Source organism: Serratia sp. MYb239 (assembly GCF_002966855.1).
In the GTDB taxonomy this organism is placed as follows: Bacteria; Pseudomonadota; Gammaproteobacteria; order Enterobacterales; family Enterobacteriaceae; genus Serratia_B; species Serratia_B rhizosphaerae.
Genome location: NZ_CP023268.1, coordinates 1,967,696 through 1,989,598 on the forward strand (window position 1 = coordinate 1,967,696; position 21,903 = coordinate 1,989,598).

At 61.2% G+C, this 21,903-nt stretch carries 20 protein-coding genes; 9 read left to right on the forward strand and 11 right to left on the reverse strand.

Annotation, left to right across the window (positions count from 1 at the left end):
- Nucleotides 1–11 precede the first annotated feature (11 nt).
- The 3 genes from puuC to puuD are packed head-to-tail and all read right to left on the reverse strand — an operon-like array spanning nt 12 to nt 2,833.
- The gene (puuC, locus tag CLM71_RS09435; protein WP_105230785.1) at nt 12–1,502 is read right to left on the reverse strand and encodes an aldehyde dehydrogenase PuuC; all 1,491 of its coding nucleotides are present in this window, start codon (nt 1,500–1,502) and stop codon (nt 12–14) included.
- A gap of 15 nt (nt 1,503–1,517) precedes the next feature.
- Nucleotides 1,518–2,075, reverse strand: coding sequence for an HTH-type transcriptional regulator PuuR (gene puuR / locus CLM71_RS09440; protein WP_105230786.1), 558 nt, complete (start codon nt 2,073–2,075; stop codon nt 1,518–1,520).
- Nucleotides 2,072–2,833 (reverse strand): gamma-glutamyl-gamma-aminobutyrate hydrolase, encoded by a 762-nt coding sequence (gene puuD, locus CLM71_RS09445; RefSeq protein WP_105230787.1) that lies wholly within the window; start codon nt 2,831–2,833, stop codon nt 2,072–2,074. Before puuD ends, puuR begins: the two co-directional genes overlap by 4 nt.
- 218 nt (nt 2,834–3,051) lie before the next feature.
- On the opposite strand from puuD, the gene CLM71_RS09450 reads away from it, so the two are divergent.
- The 4 genes from CLM71_RS09450 (at nt 3,052) to CLM71_RS09465 (ending at nt 7,645) form a co-directional block, all read left to right on the forward strand.
- Nucleotides 3,052–4,470, forward strand: coding sequence for a glutamine synthetase family protein (locus tag CLM71_RS09450; protein WP_105230788.1), 1,419 nt, complete (start codon nt 3,052–3,054; stop codon nt 4,468–4,470).
- 126 nt (nt 4,471–4,596) lie between these two features.
- Nucleotides 4,597–5,967, forward strand: a complete 1,371-nt coding sequence (locus CLM71_RS09455) for an APC family permease (RefSeq protein ID WP_105230789.1) — start codon at nt 4,597–4,599, stop codon at nt 5,965–5,967.
- Nucleotides 5,968–6,089: 122 nt separating this feature from the next.
- Nucleotides 6,090–6,362 (forward strand): hypothetical protein, encoded by a 273-nt coding sequence (locus CLM71_RS09460; protein WP_105230790.1) that lies wholly within the window; start codon nt 6,090–6,092, stop codon nt 6,360–6,362.
- 407 nt (nt 6,363–6,769) lie between these two features.
- Nucleotides 6,770–7,645, forward strand: coding sequence for a nucleoside-specific channel-forming protein Tsx (locus CLM71_RS09465; protein WP_105230791.1), 876 nt, complete (start codon nt 6,770–6,772; stop codon nt 7,643–7,645).
- A gap of 50 nt (nt 7,646–7,695) precedes the next feature.
- Here CLM71_RS09465 and CLM71_RS24115 read toward each other — a convergent pair whose 3' ends face one another.
- Nucleotides 7,696–7,872 carry a hypothetical protein gene (locus tag CLM71_RS24115; protein WP_172606286.1) on the reverse strand — a complete coding sequence of 59 codons (177 nt, stop codon included), beginning with the start codon at nt 7,870–7,872 and terminating at the stop codon, nt 7,696–7,698.
- Nucleotides 7,873–8,367: 495 nt separating this feature from the next.
- On the opposite strand from CLM71_RS24115, the gene CLM71_RS09470 reads away from it, so the two are divergent.
- Together CLM71_RS09470 and CLM71_RS09475 are read left to right on the forward strand one after the other, a co-directional pair.
- The gene (locus tag CLM71_RS09470; protein ID WP_105230792.1) at nt 8,368–8,898 is read left to right on the forward strand and encodes an anti-virulence regulator CigR family protein; all 531 of its coding nucleotides are present in this window, start codon (nt 8,368–8,370) and stop codon (nt 8,896–8,898) included.
- Nucleotides 8,899–9,020: 122 nt separating this feature from the next.
- On the forward strand, nt 9,021–9,548 hold the full coding sequence (locus CLM71_RS09475) for a chorismate mutase (protein ID WP_105230793.1): 528 nt from the start codon (nt 9,021–9,023) through the stop codon (nt 9,546–9,548).
- A gap of 10 nt (nt 9,549–9,558) precedes the next feature.
- Here the strand turns inward: CLM71_RS09475 and CLM71_RS09480 are convergent, their stop codons facing one another.
- The 4 genes from CLM71_RS09480 to hutC all read right to left on the reverse strand — a co-directional run bounded on the left by CLM71_RS09480 (nt 9,559) and on the right by hutC (nt 14,413).
- On the reverse strand, nt 9,559–11,097 hold the full coding sequence (locus CLM71_RS09480) for a serine hydrolase (protein WP_105230794.1): 1,539 nt from the start codon (nt 11,095–11,097) through the stop codon (nt 9,559–9,561).
- 276 nt (nt 11,098–11,373) lie between these two features.
- A complete protein-coding gene (gene hutG / locus CLM71_RS09485; protein WP_105230795.1) occupies nt 11,374–12,177 on the reverse strand; it encodes an N-formylglutamate deformylase in 804 nt (267 codons plus the stop codon).
- Nucleotides 12,174–13,394, reverse strand: coding sequence for an imidazolonepropionase (gene hutI, locus CLM71_RS09490; RefSeq protein ID WP_105230796.1), 1,221 nt, complete (start codon nt 13,392–13,394; stop codon nt 12,174–12,176). The genes hutG and hutI overlap by 4 nt, the downstream gene beginning before the upstream one ends.
- Before the next feature lie 269 nt (nt 13,395–13,663).
- A complete protein-coding gene (hutC, locus tag CLM71_RS09495; protein WP_105230797.1) occupies nt 13,664–14,413 on the reverse strand; it encodes a histidine utilization repressor in 750 nt (249 codons plus the stop codon).
- Nucleotides 14,414–14,587: 174 nt separating this feature from the next.
- Between hutC and CLM71_RS09500 the strand changes: the two genes are divergently transcribed.
- From CLM71_RS09500 to CLM71_RS09510, 3 genes are all read left to right on the forward strand, one after another.
- Nucleotides 14,588–15,958, forward strand: a complete 1,371-nt coding sequence (locus tag CLM71_RS09500) for a formimidoylglutamate deiminase (protein ID WP_105230798.1) — start codon at nt 14,588–14,590, stop codon at nt 15,956–15,958.
- Nucleotides 15,958–16,518 carry a HutD family protein gene (locus tag CLM71_RS09505; RefSeq protein ID WP_105230799.1) on the forward strand — a complete coding sequence of 187 codons (561 nt, stop codon included), beginning with the start codon at nt 15,958–15,960 and terminating at the stop codon, nt 16,516–16,518. Before CLM71_RS09500 ends, CLM71_RS09505 begins: the two co-directional genes overlap by 1 nt.
- 79 nt (nt 16,519–16,597) lie before the next feature.
- Nucleotides 16,598–17,599: a LacI family DNA-binding transcriptional regulator gene (locus CLM71_RS09510; protein WP_105230800.1), complete on the forward strand. Its 1,002-nt coding sequence runs from the start codon at nt 16,598–16,600 to the stop codon at nt 17,597–17,599.
- A gap of 36 nt (nt 17,600–17,635) precedes the next feature.
- Here the strand turns inward: CLM71_RS09510 and CLM71_RS09515 are convergent, their stop codons facing one another.
- The 3 genes from CLM71_RS09515 to CLM71_RS09525 form a co-directional block, all read right to left on the reverse strand.
- Nucleotides 17,636–19,078 (reverse strand): glycoside hydrolase family 32 protein, encoded by a 1,443-nt coding sequence (locus CLM71_RS09515; protein WP_105230801.1) that lies wholly within the window; start codon nt 19,076–19,078, stop codon nt 17,636–17,638.
- Nucleotides 19,075–20,325, reverse strand: coding sequence for an MFS transporter (locus CLM71_RS09520; protein WP_105230802.1), 1,251 nt, complete (start codon nt 20,323–20,325; stop codon nt 19,075–19,077). The genes CLM71_RS09515 and CLM71_RS09520 overlap by 4 nt, the downstream gene beginning before the upstream one ends.
- A gap of 152 nt (nt 20,326–20,477) precedes the next feature.
- Nucleotides 20,478–21,788 (reverse strand): MFS transporter, encoded by a 1,311-nt coding sequence (locus CLM71_RS09525; RefSeq protein WP_105230803.1) that lies wholly within the window; start codon nt 21,786–21,788, stop codon nt 20,478–20,480.
- Nucleotides 21,789–21,903 lie beyond the last annotated feature (115 nt).

The window sequence follows — 21,903 nt, forward strand, 5'->3', positions numbered from 1 at the left end:
CTTTTCAATCCTTATTCCAGCGAAATCCAAGTGGTTTTCAGTTCGGTAAATTTGTCCAGCGCATGTAACGATTTGTCGCGGCCGTTACCGCTCTGCTTGTAGCCGCCGAAGGGCACCGTCATATCGCCGTCGTTGTAGTTATTGATAAATACCGAGCCGGCCCGCAGCTGGCGAGCCAGGCGATGAGCGCGTGACAGATCGCGCGTCCACAGCGCGGCGCCGAGGCCATAGTCGCTGTCGTTGGCCAGTTCGATGGCCTGCTGCTCGCCGTTGAACGGGGTGACGGCCAGCACCGGGCCGAAGATCTCTTCGCGCGCCACCTGCATGGTGTTATCCACCTGGGTCAGCACGGTCGGGCCGAGATAAGCGTCATGCGGGCCGCTGCCGCGCCCGTCAAGAAACAGCGTTGCCCCTTGATCGAGCCCTTGTTTAATAAAGTCGGCGACTTTGGCGCTGTGCCCGCTGTCAATCAGCGTGCCCATCTGCGTGTCGGGATCCAGCGGGTTGCCGGGCGTAAAGGCGGCGGCGTGTTTGTGCAGCGCCTGCAGGAACGGCTGTTGAATGCTCTCTTCCACCAGCAGACGCGTGCCGGCGATGCAGACTTGCCCCTGATTGTAGAAAATGCCCGCGGCGGCGGCGCGCGCCGCTTTATCAATATCCGGGCAGTCGGCGAAAATGATATTGGCGCTTTTGCCGCCGGCCTCCAGCCAGACGCGCTTCATATTCGATTCGCCGGCGTAAACCATCAGCTGTTTGGCCACCAGCGTCGAACCGGTAAAGGTCAGGGCATCGACATCAGGATGCAGCGCCAGCGCCTTGCCGGCGTCATGGCCAAAGCCGCTGATGATATTGAGGACGCCGTCCGGCAGCCCGGCCTGCTGAGCCAGCTGGCCGAGATAAATCGCGCTCAGCGGCGATTTTTCCGATGGCTTCAGCACTACGCTGTTGCCCGTCGCCAGCGCCGGGCCGAGCTTCCAGCAGGCCAGCAGCAGCGGAAAGTTCCATGGCGTAATGGCGCCGACGACGCCGACCGGTTCACGTTCAATCAGGGCCAGCGCATCGGCACCCGTCGGGGCGATCTCGCCGTACACCTTATCAATGGCTTCGGCGTACCAGCGCAGGCAGCGGGCGGCGCCCGGTATATCATCCCGCAGGCTGTGGCGGATTGGCTTGCCGGTGTCCAGCGTCTCCAGCAGCGCCAGGGTTTCCGCATGCTGCTCTATCTGCTCCGCCAGCGCCAGCAGCACGGCTTTGCGCCGGGACGGCGCGGCGCGCGACCAGTCGCCGCGCTCAAAGGCGGCGCGTGCGGCGCTGACCGCCAGCCCGACATCGGCGCTGCCGGCGCGGGCAGCCTGCGTCAGTTCGCGCTGCCCGGCAGGATCCTCCACCGTAAAGGTGCCCCCTTCAGCGGCCGGCTGATAGCGGCCATTAATAAACAGTCGGTTCTCAATAGTCAGGGCCTGTGCCCGTTGCTGCCAGTACTGCAAGTGGTGGAAATCCATACCTTGCTCCGTTAATCAGAATGTCGTCGGCGTATGCGCGCTGACGATGCGGCAAATGCGCGTTGAAGTGTTGCTGAAGCTGTGGGGAATACCGGTGTTGATGGCGTAGCTCTGGCCGGCGTTCAGCGCGTAGTTCTGCCCGTTGACCTGCAGCACCACTTCGCCTTCCAGCAGCGTACCGATCTCTTCCCCTTGGTGTTTAATGCGTTCACCGGTGGTGGTGCCCGGCTCGTAGGTCTCTATCATCATCGCCAGCGTGCGGTTGGGGTCGCCGTTATGGATCAGTTTCATCGAGACGCCCTGGCTGCCGATTTCAATCAGATTTTCCTGGTCGATCACAATTTGCGGTTCAGCCGGCTTTTCCGGTTCGGCAAAAAATGCCGACAGCGACAGCCCGTAGACCGTCAGCAGCTTCTGCAACGTGCTGATGGCCGGGCTGACCTTGTCCTGTTCGATGGTGCTGATCGCGCTGTGCGTCAGTCCGGACAGCTCCGCCACGCGGCGCTGCGACAGGCCGAGCTGCTGACGGATTTGTGCCAGCCGTTTTCCCGGCGCCAGACTGATTTCGCTCATGGGCGTGGTTCCTTGCGATACGCCCGGCAGGCGTCGATAAACCCGGCAAACAGCAGACGCGAGAGGGCGTATTCGTCGCTGTTCCACTCCGGGTGCCACTGCACTCCCAGAGCAAACGGCTGGTCACGAATGCTGATGGCCTCGACTAGCCCGTCGGCGGCGTGCGCTTCGACGCGCACGCTGGGGCCGAGGGTTTTGGCGCCCTGACCGTGCAGCGAGTTGACCCAGAAGCGGTTGCAGTCCGGAATCAGCTGCGACAGCAGCCCGCCTTCGCGCACGATGACTTCATGGGCGGGGGCGTACTGCTGCTCCAGCGGCAGTTCATGATCTTCGCGGTGCTCCTGCAGTTCCGGCAGTTCATACAGCCGGCGGTGCAGCGTACCGCCGGTCGCCACCACCATTTCCTGCATACCGCGGCAGATGGCGAAAAGGGGAATGCGCCTGTCGAGCGCCAGACGAATCAACGCCAGGCTCAATGCGTCACGGCCGGGATCGGCGTCAGGCTCATCGCCGTTTTCACCATAAAGGTGCGGCTGCACATTACTGGGGCTGCCCGGCAGCATAATGCCGTCGAGGCGCGGCAGCAGATCCGCCAGAATTTCCGGCTCCGCCAGGGCGTGCGGCAGGGCGACCGGCAAACCGCCAGCGGCCAATACTGCATTCAGGTATTTTTCTTGCAAGGTCTGCGTTGGATGCTGCTTTAACCTGTGGCGACACATCACCACGCCGATAACTGGTCTGTTAAATATATTGCCCATTGTCTTCCCCTTGGCCTGTTCGAAATTATGAACGAGATGGCGTAAAAGTAGCCTTTTTGTTCAATATTAACTAAATCTAGCAGCGGGGTGGGCAATATTCAAACCATAATTAACACTTGAAAAACATTTTTGTTGCATCTATGTTTCATTGGGTGGAAATTATATTGAGCAGTACGGTCGTAATCATCGATAGCAACCTCAACAACGGCGGGTGACTCATGCAGACCAATATCGTAGCAGTGGAAAACTTTGTGCAGCACAATGAAGAACGGCGAAGTACCACCTTCCAGCGGGAGGTGAATCATTATCTGGAACGTTATCCCTTAACCCAGCATATTGATGTCCTGCTGACCGATCTGAACGGTGGTTTCCGCGGCAAACGCATTCCGGTGGCGGGCTTGAACAAATTGGAGAAGGGGTGCTATTTTCCGGCTTCGGTATTCGCCATGGATATTCTGGGTAATGTGGTGGAAGAAACCGGGCTGGGGCAGGAACTGGGGGAGCCGGACCGGGTATGCGTGCCGGTGCCGGGCACACTGACGCCCTCCGCCAGCGACCCGCAGTATATCGCCCAGGTACAGCTCACCATGTTGGATGAAGATGGCACTCCCTTTGACGTTGAACCACGCAATGTGCTGAACCGGATTTGGCAGCGTTTGCGGCAGCGCGGGCTGGCGCCCGTGGTAGCGGTAGAGTTGGAGTTCTATCTCATCGATCGCCAGCGCGATGCGGAAGGCTATCTGCAGCCGCCGTGTGCGCCGGGTACTCAGGAGCGCAACACCCAGAGCCAGGTTTATTCGGTCGATAACCTGAACCATTTTGCCGAGGTGCTGAGTGAAATCGATGAGCTGGCGCGGCTGCAGGGCATCCCGGCCGACGGCGCGGTGGCGGAAGCCTCACCCGGCCAGTTTGAGGTGAATCTTCATCATACCGGCGACGTCCTGCAGGCCTGCGACCATGCGCTGGCGCTCAAGCGCCTGATCCGCACGGTGGCGGAAAAGCATCATATGCAGGCCACCTTTATGGCGAAGCCCTATGAAGAGCATGCCGGCAGCGGGATGCATATCCATATCAGCATGCTGGACGCCGACGGCGAGAATGTGTTCGCCGATGAGCAGGGCGAAGATTCCGCGTTGCTGAAGCAGGCGCTGGCGGGGATGATCGCGCTGATGCCGTCCTCGATGGCGCTGCTGGCGCCGAACGTCAACGCCTATCGTCGCTTCCAGCCGGGGATGTACGTCCCGACCCAGGCTTCCTGGGGGCATAACAACCGCACCGTGGCGCTGCGTATTCCCTGCGGCGATCGCGACAGCCACCGGGTGGAATACCGCGTGGCCGGCGCGGATGCCAACCCGTATCTGGTGATGGCGGCGCTGCTGGCGGGCATTGTGCACGGTCTGGAAAACCCGCTGCCGCTGCCTGAGCCGGTCACCGGCAACGGTCTGGAGCAGGAAGGGCTGCCGTTCCCGATCCGCCAGAGCGACGCCCTGGCCGCCTTTGCGCAGCAGCCGCTGTGGAAAACGTTGCTTGGCGAACGCTTCAGCCATGTGTATCTGGCCTGTAAAAACGATGAGCTGCTGCAGTTTGAGCGTCTGATCACCGAAACCGAGATTGAGTGGATGTTGAAAAACGCCTGATCTGCTTAATGTCACGCACCGCGCGCGTCTGGCGCATTTCGCCGGCTCTCCTGTGGCCGGCGAGGCCGCGCGCCCGGTAACTGCTATTCCTAATCAGGCGTACAGGACGCCGACGAGGAACGACCCATGACGGCAGAGGCCATCGACTGTAACGGCGCGGCGAAACCGCAACTGCGTAAATCGCTGAAGCTATGGCAAGTGGTAATGATGGGGTTGGCATATCTGACGCCGATGACGGTGTTTGATACCTTCGGCATTGTGTCCGGCGTGACCGACGGCCACGTGCCGGCGTCGTATCTGTTTGCGTTGGCCGGCGTGCTGTTTACCGCCATCAGCTATGGCAAACTGGTGCGCCAGTTTCCTACCGCTGGCTCGGCCTACACCTACGCGCAAAAGGCGATCAACCCGCACGTCGGCTTTTTGGTCGGCTGGTCGTCGCTGCTGGATTACCTGTTTTTGCCGATGATTAATACCCTACTGGCAAAAATCTATCTGACCGCGCTGTTCCCCGAAGTCCCTCCGTGGGTGTGGGTGGTCGGCTTTGTGTTGATTATGACCGCCATCAATCTGAAGAGCGTCAACATCGTGGCGAACTTTAATACGCTGTTCGTGCTGGCGCAGGTGATGATCATCGTGGTGTTTATTGTTCTGGTGATACACGGGCTGCATAAGGGGGAAGGGGTCGGCACCGTCTGGAGCCTGCAGCCCTTTATCAGCGAAAACGCACACCTGCTGCCGATTATTACCGGCGCCACCATCCTCTGTTTTTCATTCCTGGGCTTTGATGCGGTCACTACCCTGAGCGAAGAAACGCCTGACGCTGCCCGGGTGATCCCGCGCGCCATTTTCCTCACCGCGCTGTACGGCGGCGTGATCTTTATCAGCGTGTCGTTCTTTATCCAGCTGTTCTTCCCCACCATTGAACGCTTCAAGGAGCCGGACGCGGCGCTGCCGGAGATAGCGCTGTACGTGGGCGGCAAGCTGTTCCAGTCCATTTTCCTCTGCACCACCTTTATCAACACCCTGGCCTCCGGTCTGGCGTCGCATGCCAGCGTTTCGCGTCTGCTGTACGTGATGGGGCGCGATAACGTCTTCCCGGAAAAACTGTTTGGCTATGTGCATCCGAAATGGCGTACGCCGGCGCTGAATGTGCTGCTGGTTGGCGCCGTGGCGCTGTCCGCGCTGTCGTTCGATCTGGTCACCGCCACCGCGCTGATCAATTTTGGTGCGCTGGTGGCCTTTACCTTCGTCAATCTGTCGGTGATCAGCCACTTCTTTATCCGCGAAGGGCGCAATAAAACCTGGAAAGATCGTTTCCAATTCCTGTTCCTGCCGCTGGTGGGGGCGCTGACCGTCGGCGTGCTGTGGCTGAACCTGGAGAAAAGTTCGCTGACTATGGGGCTGTGCTGGGCCGGGGCGGGCGTGATTTATCTGGCGTACCTGACCCGGCGTTTTCGCCAGCCGCCGCCGCAGTTTGAGCGCCAGCCGTTGCCGTAATTGTTCGCCTTGCGCGCCGTATTCCGGCGCGCAAGGCGCGCGGTTTTCGTGCGTAAACAGCGCCCTGGCGGGGAAATTAGACTAAGATCATATAACGTCTTCTTGCTGAAGGAACGTGAACTATGCGCAGTGATATCCAGTTTCTTCCCCAGCCGGCGATTGACGATCAGACGTTTATGTACGGCGATACCGTACGGCTGACGACGGCTAATTTACGGCATGAATATCAACTTGATGTAAACATCCTGCGCCGCGCAGGCCGGCAGATATATGGCGCAGTGGTCGCCGCCGCGCCGAAAACAGACATCCCGCCGCAGGAGTGGGAGATTGCACGCGGCGACGAGGTGGTCTTCCGTGAGGAAAATATCGCCAAGGCGGTGCCGGGCGCACGCTGAGGCCGTTGGCTCAGCGCGTGCGGCATCCTGTATCACACATCTCAGTTCGTCGGCGGCACTGGCTTGCCGACGAAACATCGCCGCCTCTCCATCACCGTTGCTTATCCTTGATGTGCTCTCCGTCCGGCTGACCGTCGTGCGCCATGCTATTGCCTGAAAAAACACCACTGATGATAAAAATCACATTGATTATGAATTTTCGTGAAACATAATTTGACAAATGTGAAAGCAATCGATTACCTATTCGCAAAACAGGTGGTTAGATCACAGATTCCTACCATCGGAGGTTTCTATAATGCGCCGGTGAGTTGAGTGGGTAACGCTTGTTTACACCCTGTAGGGTTCAGACTTATTTGTCATCTTTTTCTAACGGGCAGCGAATAGCCCTTTAAGCATGTGGTAATAAAATGAAAAAAATAGCTCTTGCAGCAGGCGTACTTCTTGCGGCGTCTTACAGTGCAGCATCAGTGGCGGATAGCAAAGACAGCGAGTTTGTCTCGGATTGGTGGCATCAAAGTGTGAACGTGGTGGGCAGTTACCATACTCGCTTCGGGCCACAGCTTAACAACGACGTCTATCTGGAATATGAAGCCTTCGCCAAGCACGAATGGTTCGATTTCTACGGCTACATCGACGTGCCGAAATTCTTCGGCGTTGGCAATACGCCGGACCGTGGCATCTGGGATAAAGGTTCGCCGATGTTTATGGAGATCGAACCGCGTTTCTCCATCGATAAGCTGACCGGCACCAGCCTGGCGTTCGGACCGTTTAAAGAGTGGTACTTCGCCAACAACTATATCTACGATATGGGCCGTAACAAGGCTTCGCGCCAGAATACCTGGTATATGGGCCTGGGCACCGATATCGATACCGGCCTGCCGATGAACCTGTCGATGAACATCTACGCCAAGTATCAGTGGCAGAACTACGGCGCGGCCAATGAAAACAGCTGGGACGGCTACCGCTTCAAGATTAAGTACTTCGTGCCGCTGACCCAGGTATGGGGCGGTAACCTGAGCTATATCGGCTTCACCAACTTCGACTTCGGCTCCGATCTGGGCAAGGATGATTTTACGGTGAACGGCCGTCAGGCGCGCACCAGCAACTCCATCGCCTCCAGCCATATCCTGGCGCTGAACTACGACCACTGGCACTACTCGGTAGTGGCGCGTTACTTCCATAACGGCGGCCAGTGGCAGGATGGTGTGGATATCGGCACGCCGCAGGGGCCGATCAAGTCAACCGGCTGGGGTTACTACCTGGTGGTGGGTTACAACTTCTGATCCCGCGCAAAACAAAAAACCCCGCATTGCGGGGTTTTTTGTTTCATTACTTAGGCGTCCTGGCTGGGCAAGTGTTTGACCGGCATAAATAACCGCCCTTTAATGACATAGCATTCATTGTCGATCCACTTGATGATTTGTTCACAGCTTACGCCTTCCGCTTGTGCATAACGGCTAAGGTCGCCATTGAAATGCCGCGTGATGTATTCCATGAGTGTCATTTGCATTGCTTTTGCTCCTGAGCGCCCGCGCACGGCCTGCTGGCTCGTCACGGGAGGTAAGGTTTCTCCGGGAACAAATTTAAGATATTGACAACAAAATCTCAACACTTAGTTTTGTTAAGGGTATTGATAGCAATAGAAAAAAGGTCCCGCATACCGCGCGGGAAACGGATGATTCATAGACTGTATGGATGAAATAAAACTGCGTGAGGCGCGTCATGGTTGCCGGGAAGGCTCCTGACAATGGCGCGTAGTTCAAAACTACTGGAACACCGGCGGCGTCGCAAGTACATTTTGGTTATGATGGCGCGGAAGCTGAATAATTATGCGTTGATACGCTTTTATCGCCGGACAACGGGATAATCTGCCAGCAGACCGATGATAAGCGCCTGCGTATGGACGATTAGGACAGCAACGCCGAAATATAAGAATTTTCCTCATTCTTTATGGGGTAAATTATACTTATAGTCAGCACAATTCCCCAACCGAGGATGTATCAACATGAAAAAACGTCGTATGACCATCACGGCACTGGCGCTGATCGCTTCTCTGGGCGTCAGCAGCGCGCCGGTCTTCGCCGACAAAGGCGGTAACGGCAACGGCGGTAACGGCCATGGCAACAGCGGTAACCACGGCAATAAGGGTTACGATGGCAAACATGGCAATGGCAATGGTAAAGGCAACGGTAACGGCAAAGGCGTTAGCGACGAGCATGGCAACAAAGGCAAGCGCGGTAATAGCGCGGACGACCATGGCCTGGTGCGGGTCGACCTGTCCTATGACCGCGCCCGCTCGCTGGCGCTGAACTACGGCCTGACCGGTTACCAGTCGCTGCCTCCGGGGATTGCGAAAAATCTGGCGCGCGGCAAGCCGCTGCCCCCGGGCATTGCCAAGAAAACCGTACCGGCATCGCTGCTGGGCCAGCTACCGCACTATCCGGGCTATGAGTGGCGCGTGGTGGGCGATGACCTGGTGCTGATCGCCCTGAGCACTGCGCTGGTTGCATCGGTGATTAACGGCGTGTTTGACTAAGCCGTTTTACCCTGATCAGGCCCCGCTTATGCGGGGCTTTTTTATGTGGGGGTAAAATTATGTGACCTGCCGAAAGCGGTGAACTATATTTGCCGGATGCTTAATGGGATAACTGAGGAACTATGCTGAAAATCTGTCTGATGGCGGGGCTGCTGTGCAGCTGTTCCGCGTTTGCCGATAATAGCGCGTCGATCGCCGACGTGGTGAACCAGCGTCTGGCGCTGATGAAAGACGTGGCCGGCTATAAGGCGCAGCAGCATTTGCCGATTGAGGATCTGGCGCAGGAGGGCAAAGTACTGGCCAACACGCAGGCGCAGGCAGAAAAGCTGGGGCTGGAGCCGCAGTCCGTGAAGCCGTTTATCGTTGCGCAGATGGATGCGGCCAAGGCTATCCAGTACCGCTACCGGGCTGACTGGCTGGCGCAGCCGGAGACGGGCTGGCAGCCGCAGCCGCTGGATAAAGTCCGGCCGGAGATCGCCCGCCTGAGCGACAAAATCCTGCAGCGGCTGGTGCAGCGCCTTCGGCAAGGGCCGATCGCCGAGAACGAGCGCCAGGAATTTATCCAAACCATCCAACAGGTTAATTTGACCGCTGCGGATAAGCAGCGGCTGTTTGACGCGCTGTTAATGGTCAAACTCAACGGGCGCTGAGCAGGGCGCGTTATTCCGCATGGTTGCCGGTGCTGCGCCTGAAGGTCAGCACCCGGCTGCGCTCGGCGATCAGGTCAACGCTGTAACCGCGGAAATAGAGACAAAAACGCTTTAGCCACGGTCCGTCGCGGCTTTCAACCAGCATGCGGCCGTCGCCCAGCGGGCTGAGGGTGCCGGTATGCGCCGCCGGGCCGACGCCGATATGCACCTGGTCGCCGCGGATCTCAAAAGCGGTGCGGTAGTGCGGGTGGTACCAGGTGCCCTGCACATGCGACAAACAGCGGCCGCTGGTCTGTACCGGCCAGAAGGTACGGGCGACGTGGCCCACTTCTCCTTCAATGTTTTCGCCGTTCCATTTCAGCCGCATTGGCCGCTGGGCGCTGAGCGAAACCGCATAACCGTCCCCCGCCTGATACAGCGTCTCCGGACAGCCAAGATAGGCGACATTACCGTTGTTGACCTCCAGCCAGTACGGTTCTGCCAGCGTCGCGTAGATGCCGTCAGGAATGGCGCGGCTGCGCGGCGGCAGTGGTTCACCCAACAGGGCGGCCATCACCTGCAGGGCGATGCTGGCGCTGTCGCAGTCTTCGCGGTTGGCCACCAGCGCCATACCGGCCTGTCGTTCCGGCGCCAGCAGGAAATAGGTTTTATAGCCGGCATGAGAGCCGCCGTGGCCCAGTAACACATGCGGACCGAGCGGGGTGCGCGCCAGTCCCAGCCCGTAGGCGCTGGGCTGGCCGTTTGTCAGATAGCGCGGCGCGCTCAGCTGCTGCAGCACGCCGCTGGCCGGGCCGCGGTCGCCAAGCAGCGCCTGCAGCCAGCGGGTCAGATCGCCGAGGCTGCCGGCCAGGCTGCCCGAGGCGGAGAGGTGCAGGCCGGCGCTGCTCTGTTGCCAACCCTGCGGCGTGCGCCAGTAGCCGGGCGCCAGGCCGGGGACGATGTCGAACCAGCTTTCCGGCGCCTGCCAGCGCAGTTGCAGCGGCTGTGCAATATACTGCTGAACCAACTGCTCAAAGCGGTAGCCCCGCTCCTGCAGCGCCGCCTCCACCAGACGGTAACCGGTGTTGCTGTAGCTGATTTCGCTGCCCGCCGGGAAGTTCAGGCGCTTCAGCCCCTGGATGAACGTCATTACCGGCTCCGCGTGGCTGACGCTGTAGCCGGAGATGCCGAGCAGCCCGAGCGTTTCACGCACGTCGGGCAGGCCGCCGGTCATATCCAGCGCCTGGCCGACGCTGACTGCGGCCGGCTCGCCGCGCAGCTGCGGCAGCAGTTCTCCCAGCGTCTGGTCGAGGCGCAGCGAACCCTCGGTCGCATTCAGCGCCAGCGCGGCGAAGATATGCTTGGTCAGCGACGCGTAGCGCACCACGCTGTCGGCGCTAAAGGGTTCGCCGCGCGCCAGATCGGCCAGACCGGCGCACGCCACCGCCTGTGTGTGTTGTGCATCAAACAGGGTAATAGCGCCGCCGGGGTCGCCCGGCAGGCGCCAGCCGGCCAGTAAGCGCTCGGCCGTGGCCCGGGCTTCACGCCAGCGTAGCTGGGTGTCAGACATAGTTAGCCTCCAGAGTTCAATGATACGGGGCGCAGAACGCCGCTACCGCCGGTTTGTACGCGCAGATAAAGGACGCCATCCGGTCTGTTATATCACCGTCTAATCGGTGCTTTTGGCTCGATTGTGGCGCAGCAGAGCGGCCGGCATCCGCTGTTTTGTGCGGTGTTGGCGGCAGATCGGAGAAGTTTGTTGAAATTTGCGATACAGAGCGCAGATTACGCCGTTTAGGCGGGGGAGTTGCAGCCCGGCAAAGATTCTCCGGGCCGATCGGGCGGCTCAGCGTTGCTGCGCGCCCCAGTCGATCATGCTGTCGATCATCCGGCTCAGCAGTTGCTGCAGCGGCGCGGCGCGCGCGGCGTCGAAGGCGAACGGATACTGCTCGGACATATAATTGACCTGCGCCAGTTCCAGCTGCACCGCATGCTGGTTTTCCGCCGGTTTGCCGTAGGCGCGGGTGATATAGCCGCCTTTAAAGCGTCCGTTCAGCACATGGCTGAACTGTTGCTGCCGCTCGCAGCAGCTCACCAGCCGGTCGCTGAGCGCAACGGCGCAGCTGGCGCCATCGTTGGTGCCCAGGTTGAGATCCGGCAGCTTGCCGTCGAACAGGCGCGGAATCACCGAGGCAATGGAATGGGCGTCAAACAGCAGCGCATAGCCGTGCTGCGCCTTCAGCCTGGCCAGCTCATCCTGCAGCTGCTGGTGATACGGCTGCCAAATCTGTTGCAGATAGCCGGCGCGCTCCTGGTCATCCGGCGCTTTGCCGGGCAGAAAGCTGGGTTCGCCGTTAAACAGTACGTCCGGATACAGCCCGGTGGTGGCGGTGCTGTAGAGCGGTTTATCGTCCGCCGGGCGGTTGAGGTCGATAACAAAACGCGAGTAATTACCTACCAGAATGCTGGCGCCAAGGTCGCGGGCAAAGTCATACAGCTGAGGAATATGCCAGTCGGTGTCCGGCAGCGCGCGCGCGTCTGGCGTCAGCCCGGCCTCAACGGCCGGCGTCAGCTGTGTGCCGGCGTGAGGAATACTGATTAACAGCGGCAGGCTGCCGGTTTGGAAATGGAACGGATCGCGAATGGTCATTGACGTATTTCTCCTCGGAAAATCACCGTGCAGGGCAGCTGTCCGCTCAGCCAATAAGTCAGTTCAGCCGGCCGGGACAGCGGCCAGTGGACGAAGTCCGCCACCTTGCCGCTTTCCAGCGAGCCGTGGCTCTCCTGCAGCCCCAGCGCCCGGGCGGCGTGCAGCGTGACGCCGGCCAGCGCCTCTTCCGGCGTCAGGCGGAACAGGGTGCAGGCCATGTTCATCATCAGCCGCAGCGACAGCGCCGGCGAGGTGCCGGGGTTGGCGTCGCTGGCGATCGCCATCGCCACCCGGTGTTTGCGGAACAGTTCGATCGGCGGACACTGGGTTTCACGCAGCAGGTAGTAAGCCCCCGGCAGCAGCACCGCGACGGTGCCGGCGGCGCCCATCGCCTGCGCGTCCTGCTCGGTGGCGTATTCAAGATGATCGGCGGACAGCGCATGATGACGCGCTGCCAGAGCGCTGCCGCCCAGTGCGGACAGCTGCTCGGCATGCAGCTTCACCGGCAGCCCGGCGCGTTCGGCGGCGGCAAACACTTTTTCCACCTGCTGCGGCGAAAAGGCCAGATGTTCGCAGAAGGCGTCGACCGCATCGGCCAGGCCGGCGCCGGCGGCTTGTGGAATAATGGTGTCGCATACCAGATCGATATAGTCATCGGCGCGGCCGGCATATTCCGGCGGCAGCGCGTGGGCGGCCAGACAGGTGGTCTTCACTTCTACCGGCAGCGTGTCGGCCAGCCGGCGCGCCACCCGCAGCATTTTCAGCTCGCTTTGCGGCGTCAGCCCATAGCCGGACTTGACCTCCACGCAGGTCACGCCTTCCGCCAGCAGCGGGCGCAGGCGGAACTGCGCCTGCTCCAGCAGTTGCTGTTCCGAGGTGTCGCGGGTGGCGTTGACGGTGGAAATGATTCCGCCGCCCTGCGCGGCGATCTCGGCATAGCTGACGCCGTTCAGCCGCTGTTCAAATTCCGCGCTGCGGTCGCCGCCGAACACCAGATGGGTATGGCAATCCACCAGGCCGGGGGTAATGATGCCGCCTTCGAACTTCACCGTCTCATCTGCGGTAATCGCCGGGCGTGCAGCGTATTCGCCAATCCAGACGATTTTACCGTCGCGCACCGCCATCGCGCCGTCGTGCAGAATATGGTATTTGCCTTCGCGCATGGTGACGATATCCGCCCCGTGCCACAGGCTGTCGCAGTGAATCTCGCTGGTCATCGTTGTCCCGCCTTGCTTGGTTGTATATACAATTAAACACAAGCTAGCGCATTCATCAACGGTCGACAAGAGGTAGCAGGGATAATTTGTTACGGAAATGTGATCGCTATACCCTAAATAATTCAAATGGCAGGAGGGCGGCGAATGAAAGAATCCCGATACGCTTACACCGGTCAGTGATTCGGGTGACTGAATGCAGCCAACGCACCTGCAATTTGCAGTATGGCGGGGATAAACGGCGGGGCGGCGTGGCGCCCCGCGCGGAGGGATTAAACGTCGAAGCGTCCAAACAGCTGATAACGGCTGCCGGGATACAGCAGCCGCGCCGAGGTGACCACGGTTTTGCCTGACCAGGTGCGGCGATGGATCAGCAGGCAGGGTTCGCGCTCTTCCAACTGCAGCAGCTCGCGCTCCTGCTTGCTGGCGACCACCGCCTCGACGATATGCTCGCCGGCGGTCAGGGGCGCGGCCTGCGTCAGGTAGATATAAGGCGTCACCCGATCGAAATCCTGCTGAAGATAGTCGGGTGCGGCCAGCGGGTTGACGCAGCGGTTTTCCAACTGCACCGGCATCTCGTTTTCATAGTGGACGATCTGCGAATAGAATAGCTGCTGTCCCGGTGCTATGCCCAGCGCGGCGGCCTCTTCATCGCTGGCGGTGCGCGCCGTCACCTGTAGTATCTTGCTGCTGTGGCGGTGACCGCGGGCGGCGATTTCATCGGCGATGTTATGCACTTCCAACAGCGCGGTGTGCGCTTTGGCCTCGGCGACAAAGGTGCCGACGCCCTGCATTCGCACCAGAAAGCCTTCGCTGGTCAGCTCACGCAGCGCACGGTTGATGGTCATACGGCTGACGCCCAGCTCCGCCACCATTTCGCTTTCCGAGGGCACGCGCTGGTGCGGCTGCCAGTGGCCGGCGCGGATCTGATCCACGATCGCCTGTTTCACCCGCTGGTAGATGGGGGCGGGGGTATCGCTCATGGCCGTAGCCAGTTGTAACACGCTCTGTTGATCAACCACGACGTTAACCTCGTCAAATAAAAAAATAATAACATCAGTTTACTGTTGATTAGGGCATCTGTATATGTATATACAAGTAATAGCCGATTCTCCAGATTAATGTTACCGGCTTGAAACATTTACCTGTGCGCGCGCTGCGCGCTTTCGCCGTTACACCAACGTTGGAATATTGCTATGCCTGCTTACTACGCTAAACGCGCACTGCTTCCCACCGGCTGGGCGCATGCCGTCCGGCTGGACGTCGACGCTCACGGTTTTCTTACCCAGGTTACCCCGGATGCCAGCCCGGAAGGCTGTGCGTTGCTGCATGGCGACGTGGTGCCCGGGATGCCGAACCTGCACTCGCACGCGTTTCAGCGGGTGATGGCGGGGCTGGCCGAGGTGGCGGGCGATCCGCAGGACAGTTTCTGGACCTGGCGCGATCTGATGTACCGCCTGGTGCAGCGCCTGACGCCGGAGCAGGTCGAAATCATTGCCCGCCAACTGTATATCGAAATGTTACAGGGCGGCTATACCCAGGTGGCGGAGTTTCATTATCTGCATCATGACGCCGACGGCAAGCCATACGCCGACCGTGGCGAAATGACCGGCCGCCTCAGCCGCGCCGCGCAGCAGGCGGGGATCGGCATGACGCTGCTGCCGGTGTTGTACAGCTATGCCGGCTTCGGCGCGCAGCCGGCGCAGGCGGGGCAGCGGCGCTTTATCCAGGATGTGGACAGCTATCTGACGCAGCAGCAGGTTATCACCCGTCAGCTGGCGGGGCAGCCGCTGCAGAATCAGGGGCTGTGCTTCCATTCGCTGCGCGCGGTGGAACTGTCGCAGATGGAGCAGGTGCTGGCGCAGGCCGATAGCACGCTGCCGGTGCATATCCATATCGCCGAACAGCAAAAAGAGGTGAACGACTGTCTGCAGTGGAGCGGCCAGCGCCCGGTGGCGTGGTTGTATGAGCATCTGCCGGTCGACAGCCGCTGGTGTCTGGTGCACGCCACCCATCTGGATAACGCCGAGCTGGAGCAACTGGCACACAGCCGGGCGGTGGCGGGGTTGTGTCTGACCACCGAGGCCAATCTGGGCGACGGCATCTTCCCCGGCGACGCCTACCTGCAGCGTCAGGGACGCTGGGGCATCGGTTCGGACAGCCATGTCTCGCTGAATGTGGTGGAGGAGTTGCGCTGGTTCGAATATGGCCAGCGCCTGCGCGACCGGCGCCGCAATCGTCTGACGACGGCGGAACAGCCGTCGGTGGGCGATGTGCTGTATCAGCAGGCGCTGCAAGGGGGGGCGCAGGCCTGCGGCGCGCCGATCGGCCGGCTGCAGAGCGGCTACCGCGCCGATTGGCTGGTGCTGGACGGCGACGATCCGTATCTGGCGGCGGCGCCGGACGCGGCGATCCTCAACCGCTGGCTGTTTGCCGGCGGCAAGGCGCAGATCCGCGACGTGTTTGTTGCCGGAGCGCAGGTGATTGAGCAGGGGCGCCATGCGCTGCAGCAGCAGAGCCGCGCCGAGTTTATGCAGGTGCTCAAAACTTTCCAGCAGGAGGCGTGATGCTGATTAACCGGTTTGATTTTGCCGACCTGCCGGTCAGCCCGTGGCGCAACGGCGGCGGAGAAACGCGTGAAATTGTCTGCCAGCCGGCAGACGGCGTCGATTTCGACTGGCGGGCGAGTATCGCCACCATCGCACAGGACGGGCCGTTTTCCGCCTTCGACGGTATCGACCGTTCGATTACCCTGCTGGAGGGCGACGGCGTCCACCTGTTCGGCGACGGCATTGACCACCGGCTGGAGACGGCAGGCGAACCCTTCGCCTTCTCCGGCGATGCGGCGCTGCAGGCGCGCCTGCTGGGGGGCATCAGCCAGGATTTTAATATCATGACCCGGCGCGGACGCTGGCGCGCCACGGTGCGGCGGCTGACGGCGGCGTGTGAGCTGCCGGCCGCCCACGCCGGCGTCTGGTATGTGCTGCGCGGCGAATGGCAGTTGCCGGCAGAAACCCGGCTCGGCGCCCGGCAGGGCGGCTGGTGGCCGGAGGCGGCACATGGCGGGCAGGCCGCACCGTTGAGCGCGGATGCGTTGGCGCTGTGGGCCGATCTCAGCCGGGTGTAAACGGCGGTAGTCTCTGCGGCTGAGTTATGGGATTATGCGAGGTCTCGTTTCATTTCCCAGTCAAGGCAGAGAAGGGTACATGGCTTCGCTGAAAGACGTTGCAAAACTGGCCGGGGTTTCGTTGATGACGGTATCTCGCGCCATCAACGAGCCTGATAAACTGCGGGCGGAAACCTACCGCCGGGTGAAGCAGGCCATCGATCAACTGGGCTATGTGCCGGATCTGGCCGCCCGCCGCATCCGCGGCGACGGCGGCCGGGTGCAGACCATCGGCGTACTGGCGCTGGACACCGCCACCACGCCGTTCTCGGTCGAAATGATCCTGTCGATAGAAAAAACCGCGCGCGAACATGGCTGGAACAGCTTTGTCGTCAACCTGTTTGACGATGAATCGGCGGAGCATACGGTGGATCTGCTGCTGGCGCACCGGCCGGACGGCGTGATTTTCACCACCATGGGGCTGCGCCAGGTGACGCTGCCAGCCAAGCTGCTGGATAAGCGGCTGGTGCTGGCAAACTGTTTCAGCCGTACGCAGCGTATCGCCAGCTATATCCCGGATGATGAACAAGGGCAGTATGACGCGGCGCGCGCGCTGCTCGACAAAGGCTACCGCGCGCCGCTGTGTATTTATCTGCCGGAAGACGTGCCGGCGGCGACGCTGCGCCGACGCGGGCTGGAGCGCGCCTGGCGGGAGGGCGGCGGCGATATGGCGCAGCTGCGGCAGTACCACCTCAACCTGAGCGGCGGCGATGAGCATTACCGTGACTGCGTCGAACTGTTGGCGCGCCATTTCGCCCCCGGGCGGCAGGAGTGCGACGTGGTGGTGTGCGGCAACGACCGGGTGGCGTTCCTGGTGTACCAGACGCTGCTGGCGCAGGGCTGGCGCATACCCCAGCAGGTGGCGGTGCTGGGCTATGACAACATGGTGGGGATTGGCGAACTGTTTCAGCCGCCGCTCACCACCGTTCAACTGCCGCACTATGAACTGGGCCGCCAGGCGGCGCTGCACCTGATCGAGCAGCGTGAGCACCGCGACAGCGTCAAGGTGCCGTGCCCGCTGCTGCTGCGCGCGTCGCTGTAGCTTTTCTGCATGGCCCGGCAGCGCGGGCCGCACAGATTATTGCCAGATGCTGTTCAACGTCCAGCCGGCGATCGCGGGGAAATGCGCCTCGCCGCTTTCGGCAAACAGGCCGGGCCGGCAATCGCCGTCCTGCGGATAGATGCGGCTGGTCAGACAGGTTTCGCCGTCATTGACAAACACTTCCAGCGAAGAGCGATCGATAAACAGCCGCAGCTGCAGACGGTCGCCGGCCGGCAGCGGCACGCTGCGGCAGCCGCACAGCGCCGGATCGTCGCTGAACCGCTCAAGCACCAGCCGGTGCGCCTGATTATCCACATACAGTCGCGCCGCGTCGCCCAGGTTTACGCCGTAGCGTTCGGCATCGCTGCCGGTCAGATCCAGCGTCAGCAGCAGTTCGTGCAGCGCATCCCCCAGCGGCAGATGCTGGTTGCGGCAGCGCACGGCGTCAAACTGCCGTGCTTCGCGGCGCAGCGCCGTCAGTTCGCGCGCCGGCTGCATGCGCACCTGCCCGGCGGCGCTGAGCGACAGTTCGCGCGGCAGCGTCAGCGCGCCGGCCCAGCCGTGCGCCTTGCTGGGCATCGGCGATTCCCACATATCCATCCAGCCGAACAGCAGGCGACGGCCATCGGCGGCGGTGAAGGTCTGCGGCGCATAGAAGTCGTGCCCGGCATCCAGCTCGCTGAACGGCTGGGTCACTTCAAAGGCCTCGCCCGGCTGCCAGTTACCGAGCAGGTAGCCGCTCTGGAAGAGGTTGCGATAGCGGTAGCCCTGCGCCGCCAGTCCCTGCGGGGAAAAAATCATCAGTTGGCGTTCCCCCAGCGGGAAGAAATCCGGGCACTCCCACATATAGCCCTGCCGGGCATGCTCGGCGGCGGCCAGCACCCGTTCAAAGCGCCAGTCGCGCAGATCGTCGGAACGGTACAGCCATACCTGGCCCAGATCGCTGTCTTTGACGCCCACCACCATCCACCACTGCTCATCTTGCCGCCACACTTTCGGATCGCGAAAATGCATGATGCCCGCCGGCGGCGTCAGCACCGTGCCGTGCTTGGTGAAATGGATGCCGTCCTCGCTGGTAGCCAGGCACTGCACCTCGCGCAGCTTTGAGTCGTCACCCGGCTCGCCGAGCCAGACATGGCCGGTATACAGCAGCGTCAGTACGCCGTGGTCATCGACTGCGCAGCCGGAGAAGCAGCCGTCGCGGTCGTCGGCGTCGCCGGGCGCCAGCGCGATCGGCTGATGCTGCCAGTGCACCAGATCGCGGCTGGTGGCGTGTCCCCAGTGCATCGGCCCCCAATTTTCATCGAAGGGGTGATGCTGATAAAACGCATGGTATACCCCGTTGATGAAAATCAGTCCGTTGGGGTCGTTAATCCAGCCGGCCTGGGCGGCCAGGTGGAAACGCGGATACAGGTCGTCCTGACGCGCGGCGTGCAGTTTTTCTACGGCGTGATCGGCCTGGGCTAAGAGTTCTTTCATTGGCTTGGCTCGCTTAAGGGATGAATGTTGTGCTTACCGCCGGCGGTTTCGCCGCGCAGCAGCCAGCAGGAGAGCAGGGTGGTGGCGGCGACCACGCCGCCCATCAGCAGGTAGGTGTCGGCAAAGCCGATACGGTCATAGCCGTAACCGGCCAGCGGTGACAGAAAGCTGGCCATCACCTGAGTAATAAACTGGAATCCCACCAGATACAGCGTGGAGGAGAGGCGGCTGTCGAAGCGCGTGGCGATATATTTGAAAATGGCGATCAGCAGGATAGGCAGTTCAACGGCGTGCAGCAGCTTCATCAGGGAAATCAGCAGCGCGCCGCTGACCAGGCCGGAGCCGAGCATACGCAGCGTCATCACGGCGCCTGCCAGCAACAGCCCTTGCTTGGCGCCAATGCGGTTAACCAGCAACGGCGCCAGGAACATGCCGCCGGCCTCCAGAAATACCTGCAGTGAATTAAGAAAGCCGTACATCTCGTTGCCCTGCTGCGGCGTGGCGAACTGGGCGGCGAAATAGACCGAAAACTGCTGGTCGAACACGCTATACACGCTGATGCCGAGTACAAAGATTGCCAGCGCCCAGAAGCCGGGCAGGCGCAGCAGCGCCACGGCGTCCTGCAGTCGCAGATTTTCCGCTTTGCCGTACTCCAGCTCGGCCATGGCGTTGGCCTTCAGCTCGCGCACCTGGCTGAGCAGCAGCAGGAATACCACTGCGGACGCCGACGCCAGCCAGAAATTGATGTCCGGGTCGATATTAAAGATAAAGCCGGCCAGAAAGGTGGCGCAGGCCCAGCCGAGCGAGCCCCACATGCGGGCGCGGCCGAATTCAAAGCCGACGATGCGGCTGACGCGCTCAGTATAGGACTCCAGCGCGCCGATGCCGGCATAGAAGGTGGCGCCGATAAACACGCCGCCGACCAGCGCGCCCAGCAGCAGGTTGCTTGCCAGCAGCGGGGCGTAGACATAGATAAAAAACGGGCCGGTCAGCAGCAGCATTACGCCGAGGTACTGCAGCAGGTGTTTGCGCAGGCCGAGTTTGTCCTGAATAAAACCGTACAGCGGCTGGGCGCACAGCGCCACCAGCGAGATGGCAGAGAAGATGAGTCCGGTTTCCGCGCCTTTCAGGCCGATTTTTTGGCTCAGCCACAGTGAAATCAGCGAAAAGCTGGATGACCAGGTAAAGAAAAAGAAGAACAGCAGGCCACTCAACAGAAAGTAATATTTTTTTGTTTTGCGGTTCATGATGATGCCCCGGTGAAGGAAGATAGCCTGATTGTTAACGTTAACTTTGTTTGGCTGGAAGTCATCTTACGCGATGATTGCGATGTTAATCACAAAAGTTAACGTTAACATTTTGGCGTTGTGATCGCTATCACGTCTGGTCGGCTGAGGGGTTAGGCCGCGTCGAGCGGGCGCAGGTGGTCGTCGCGCCGCAGCGTCATCAGCGCCAGCAGGCTGATCAGTGAGGTAGCCACCACGTAATAGGCCGGAATATCGATATTGCCGGTTTCACGAATCAGACCGGTGATAATCAGCCCGGCGGAGCCGGAGAACACCGCGTTGGACAGCGAATAGGCCAGCCCGAGCCCGGTATAGCGCACTCGGGTGGGGAACATCTCTGCCAGCATCGCCGGGCCGGGGCCGGCCAGTAGCCCGACCACCGCGCCGGCCACCAGCACCGCCGCACCTTTTTGCCACAGCGCCGCGCCGGCGTCCTGCAGCAGATGCAGCAGCGGAAAGGTAAACAGGATCACCGCGCTGATGGCGCCGATCATCACCGTTTTACGCCCCAGCCGATCGCTGAGGATACCGGCCGGCAGAATGGTCAGGGCAAAACCGACGTTGGCCAGCACGGTGGCCGCCAACGCCTGTTGCAGCGTGGCGTGCAGCGAAGTTTGCAGATAGGTGGGCATCACCACCAGAAAGGTGTAGCCGGCGGCCGACCAGCCCATCATCCGGCCAATGCCGACGGTTATGGTTTTGACCACGACCAGCGGCGCGGCGGACGCCGGGCGCTCGGCGGCGGCGGGCCGTTGCTGCGCCCGGGTGAAGCTGGGCGTCTCCTCCAGTTTTAGCCGCAGCCACAGCGCTAGCGCGCCGAGCGGCAGCGCCAGCAGGAACGGGATGCGCCAGCCCCAGTCGTGCAGCTGCTCGTGGCTGAGCAGCGCGCTGAGCAACGCCACCAGCCCGGCGCCTGCCAGCAGCCCGAGCGCTACGGTCAGCGACTGCCAGGCGCCGAAGCGGCCGCGTTTGCCGGGCGGGGCGAACTCGGTCAGCAGTGCGACCGCACCGCCGAACTCACCGCCGGCGGACAGCCCCTGCAGCATACGCAGCAGCGTCAGCAGTAGCGGGGCGGCGACGCCGATTGACCCATAGGTCGGCATCACGCCGATCAGCGCGGTGGTCAGCGTCATCAGCAGCACCACCACGATCAGCGTCGGCCGCCGGCCGATACGATCGCCGATACGGCCAAAAATCACCGCGCCGATGGGACGGCAGAAAAACGCCAGCGCAAAGGCGGCATAGGCGAGGATCAGGCTGGTAACGGCATTTTCGCCCTGCAGGGTGAAGAAGTTGGCGGCGATCACCGTGGCCAGAAAGCCGTACACGCCAAATTCGTACCACTCAATAAAGTTGCCGACCGAACCGGCCAACAGCGCCTGACGTGAGCGGCGGCTGTCCATCACTGCGGAGTTTGCTGTCATGCTGATCCTTAACCAATCATCCGGGGGGCAGAACAGGGCATTTGGTTTGCCTATGGATTATTTAGACGCTGCCGGGCACAACAAGCAATGCGTTTTTATCAGAAATGCGAGTGCG

Excerpts from the sequence above, each read along its gene's own strand:
- puuC (WP_105230785.1), bottom strand. The coding sequence starts at position 1,502 with ATGGATTTCCACCACTTGCAGTACTGGCAGCAACGGGCACAGGCCCTG.
- puuR (WP_105230786.1), bottom strand. The coding sequence starts at position 2,075 with ATGAGCGAAATCAGTCTGGCGCCGGGAAAACGGCTGGCACAAATCCGT.
- puuD (WP_105230787.1), bottom strand. The coding sequence starts at position 2,833 with ATGGGCAATATATTTAACAGACCAGTTATCGGCGTGGTGATGTGTCGC.
- CLM71_RS09450 (WP_105230788.1), top strand. The coding sequence starts at position 3,052 with ATGCAGACCAATATCGTAGCAGTGGAAAACTTTGTGCAGCACAATGAA.
- CLM71_RS09455 (WP_105230789.1), top strand. The coding sequence starts at position 4,597 with ATGACGGCAGAGGCCATCGACTGTAACGGCGCGGCGAAACCGCAACTG.
- CLM71_RS09460 (WP_105230790.1), top strand. The coding sequence starts at position 6,090 with ATGCGCAGTGATATCCAGTTTCTTCCCCAGCCGGCGATTGACGATCAG.
- CLM71_RS09465 (WP_105230791.1), top strand. The coding sequence starts at position 6,770 with ATGAAAAAAATAGCTCTTGCAGCAGGCGTACTTCTTGCGGCGTCTTAC.
- CLM71_RS24115 (WP_172606286.1), bottom strand. The coding sequence starts at position 7,872 with ATGCAAATGACACTCATGGAATACATCACGCGGCATTTCAATGGCGAC.
- CLM71_RS09470 (WP_105230792.1), top strand. The coding sequence starts at position 8,368 with ATGAAAAAACGTCGTATGACCATCACGGCACTGGCGCTGATCGCTTCT.
- CLM71_RS09475 (WP_105230793.1), top strand. The coding sequence starts at position 9,021 with ATGCTGAAAATCTGTCTGATGGCGGGGCTGCTGTGCAGCTGTTCCGCG.
- CLM71_RS09480 (WP_105230794.1), bottom strand. The coding sequence starts at position 11,097 with ATGTCTGACACCCAGCTACGCTGGCGTGAAGCCCGGGCCACGGCCGAG.
- hutG (WP_105230795.1), bottom strand. The coding sequence starts at position 12,177 with ATGACCATTCGCGATCCGTTCCATTTCCAAACCGGCAGCCTGCCGCTG.
- hutI (WP_105230796.1), bottom strand. The coding sequence starts at position 13,394 with ATGACCAGCGAGATTCACTGCGACAGCCTGTGGCACGGGGCGGATATC.
- CLM71_RS09500 (WP_105230798.1), top strand. The coding sequence starts at position 14,588 with ATGCCTGCTTACTACGCTAAACGCGCACTGCTTCCCACCGGCTGGGCG.
- CLM71_RS09505 (WP_105230799.1), top strand. The coding sequence starts at position 15,958 with ATGCTGATTAACCGGTTTGATTTTGCCGACCTGCCGGTCAGCCCGTGG.
- CLM71_RS09510 (WP_105230800.1), top strand. The coding sequence starts at position 16,598 with ATGGCTTCGCTGAAAGACGTTGCAAAACTGGCCGGGGTTTCGTTGATG.
- CLM71_RS09515 (WP_105230801.1), bottom strand. The coding sequence starts at position 19,078 with ATGAAAGAACTCTTAGCCCAGGCCGATCACGCCGTAGAAAAACTGCAC.
- CLM71_RS09520 (WP_105230802.1), bottom strand. The coding sequence starts at position 20,325 with ATGAACCGCAAAACAAAAAAATATTACTTTCTGTTGAGTGGCCTGCTG.
- CLM71_RS09525 (WP_105230803.1), bottom strand. The coding sequence starts at position 21,788 with ATGACAGCAAACTCCGCAGTGATGGACAGCCGCCGCTCACGTCAGGCG.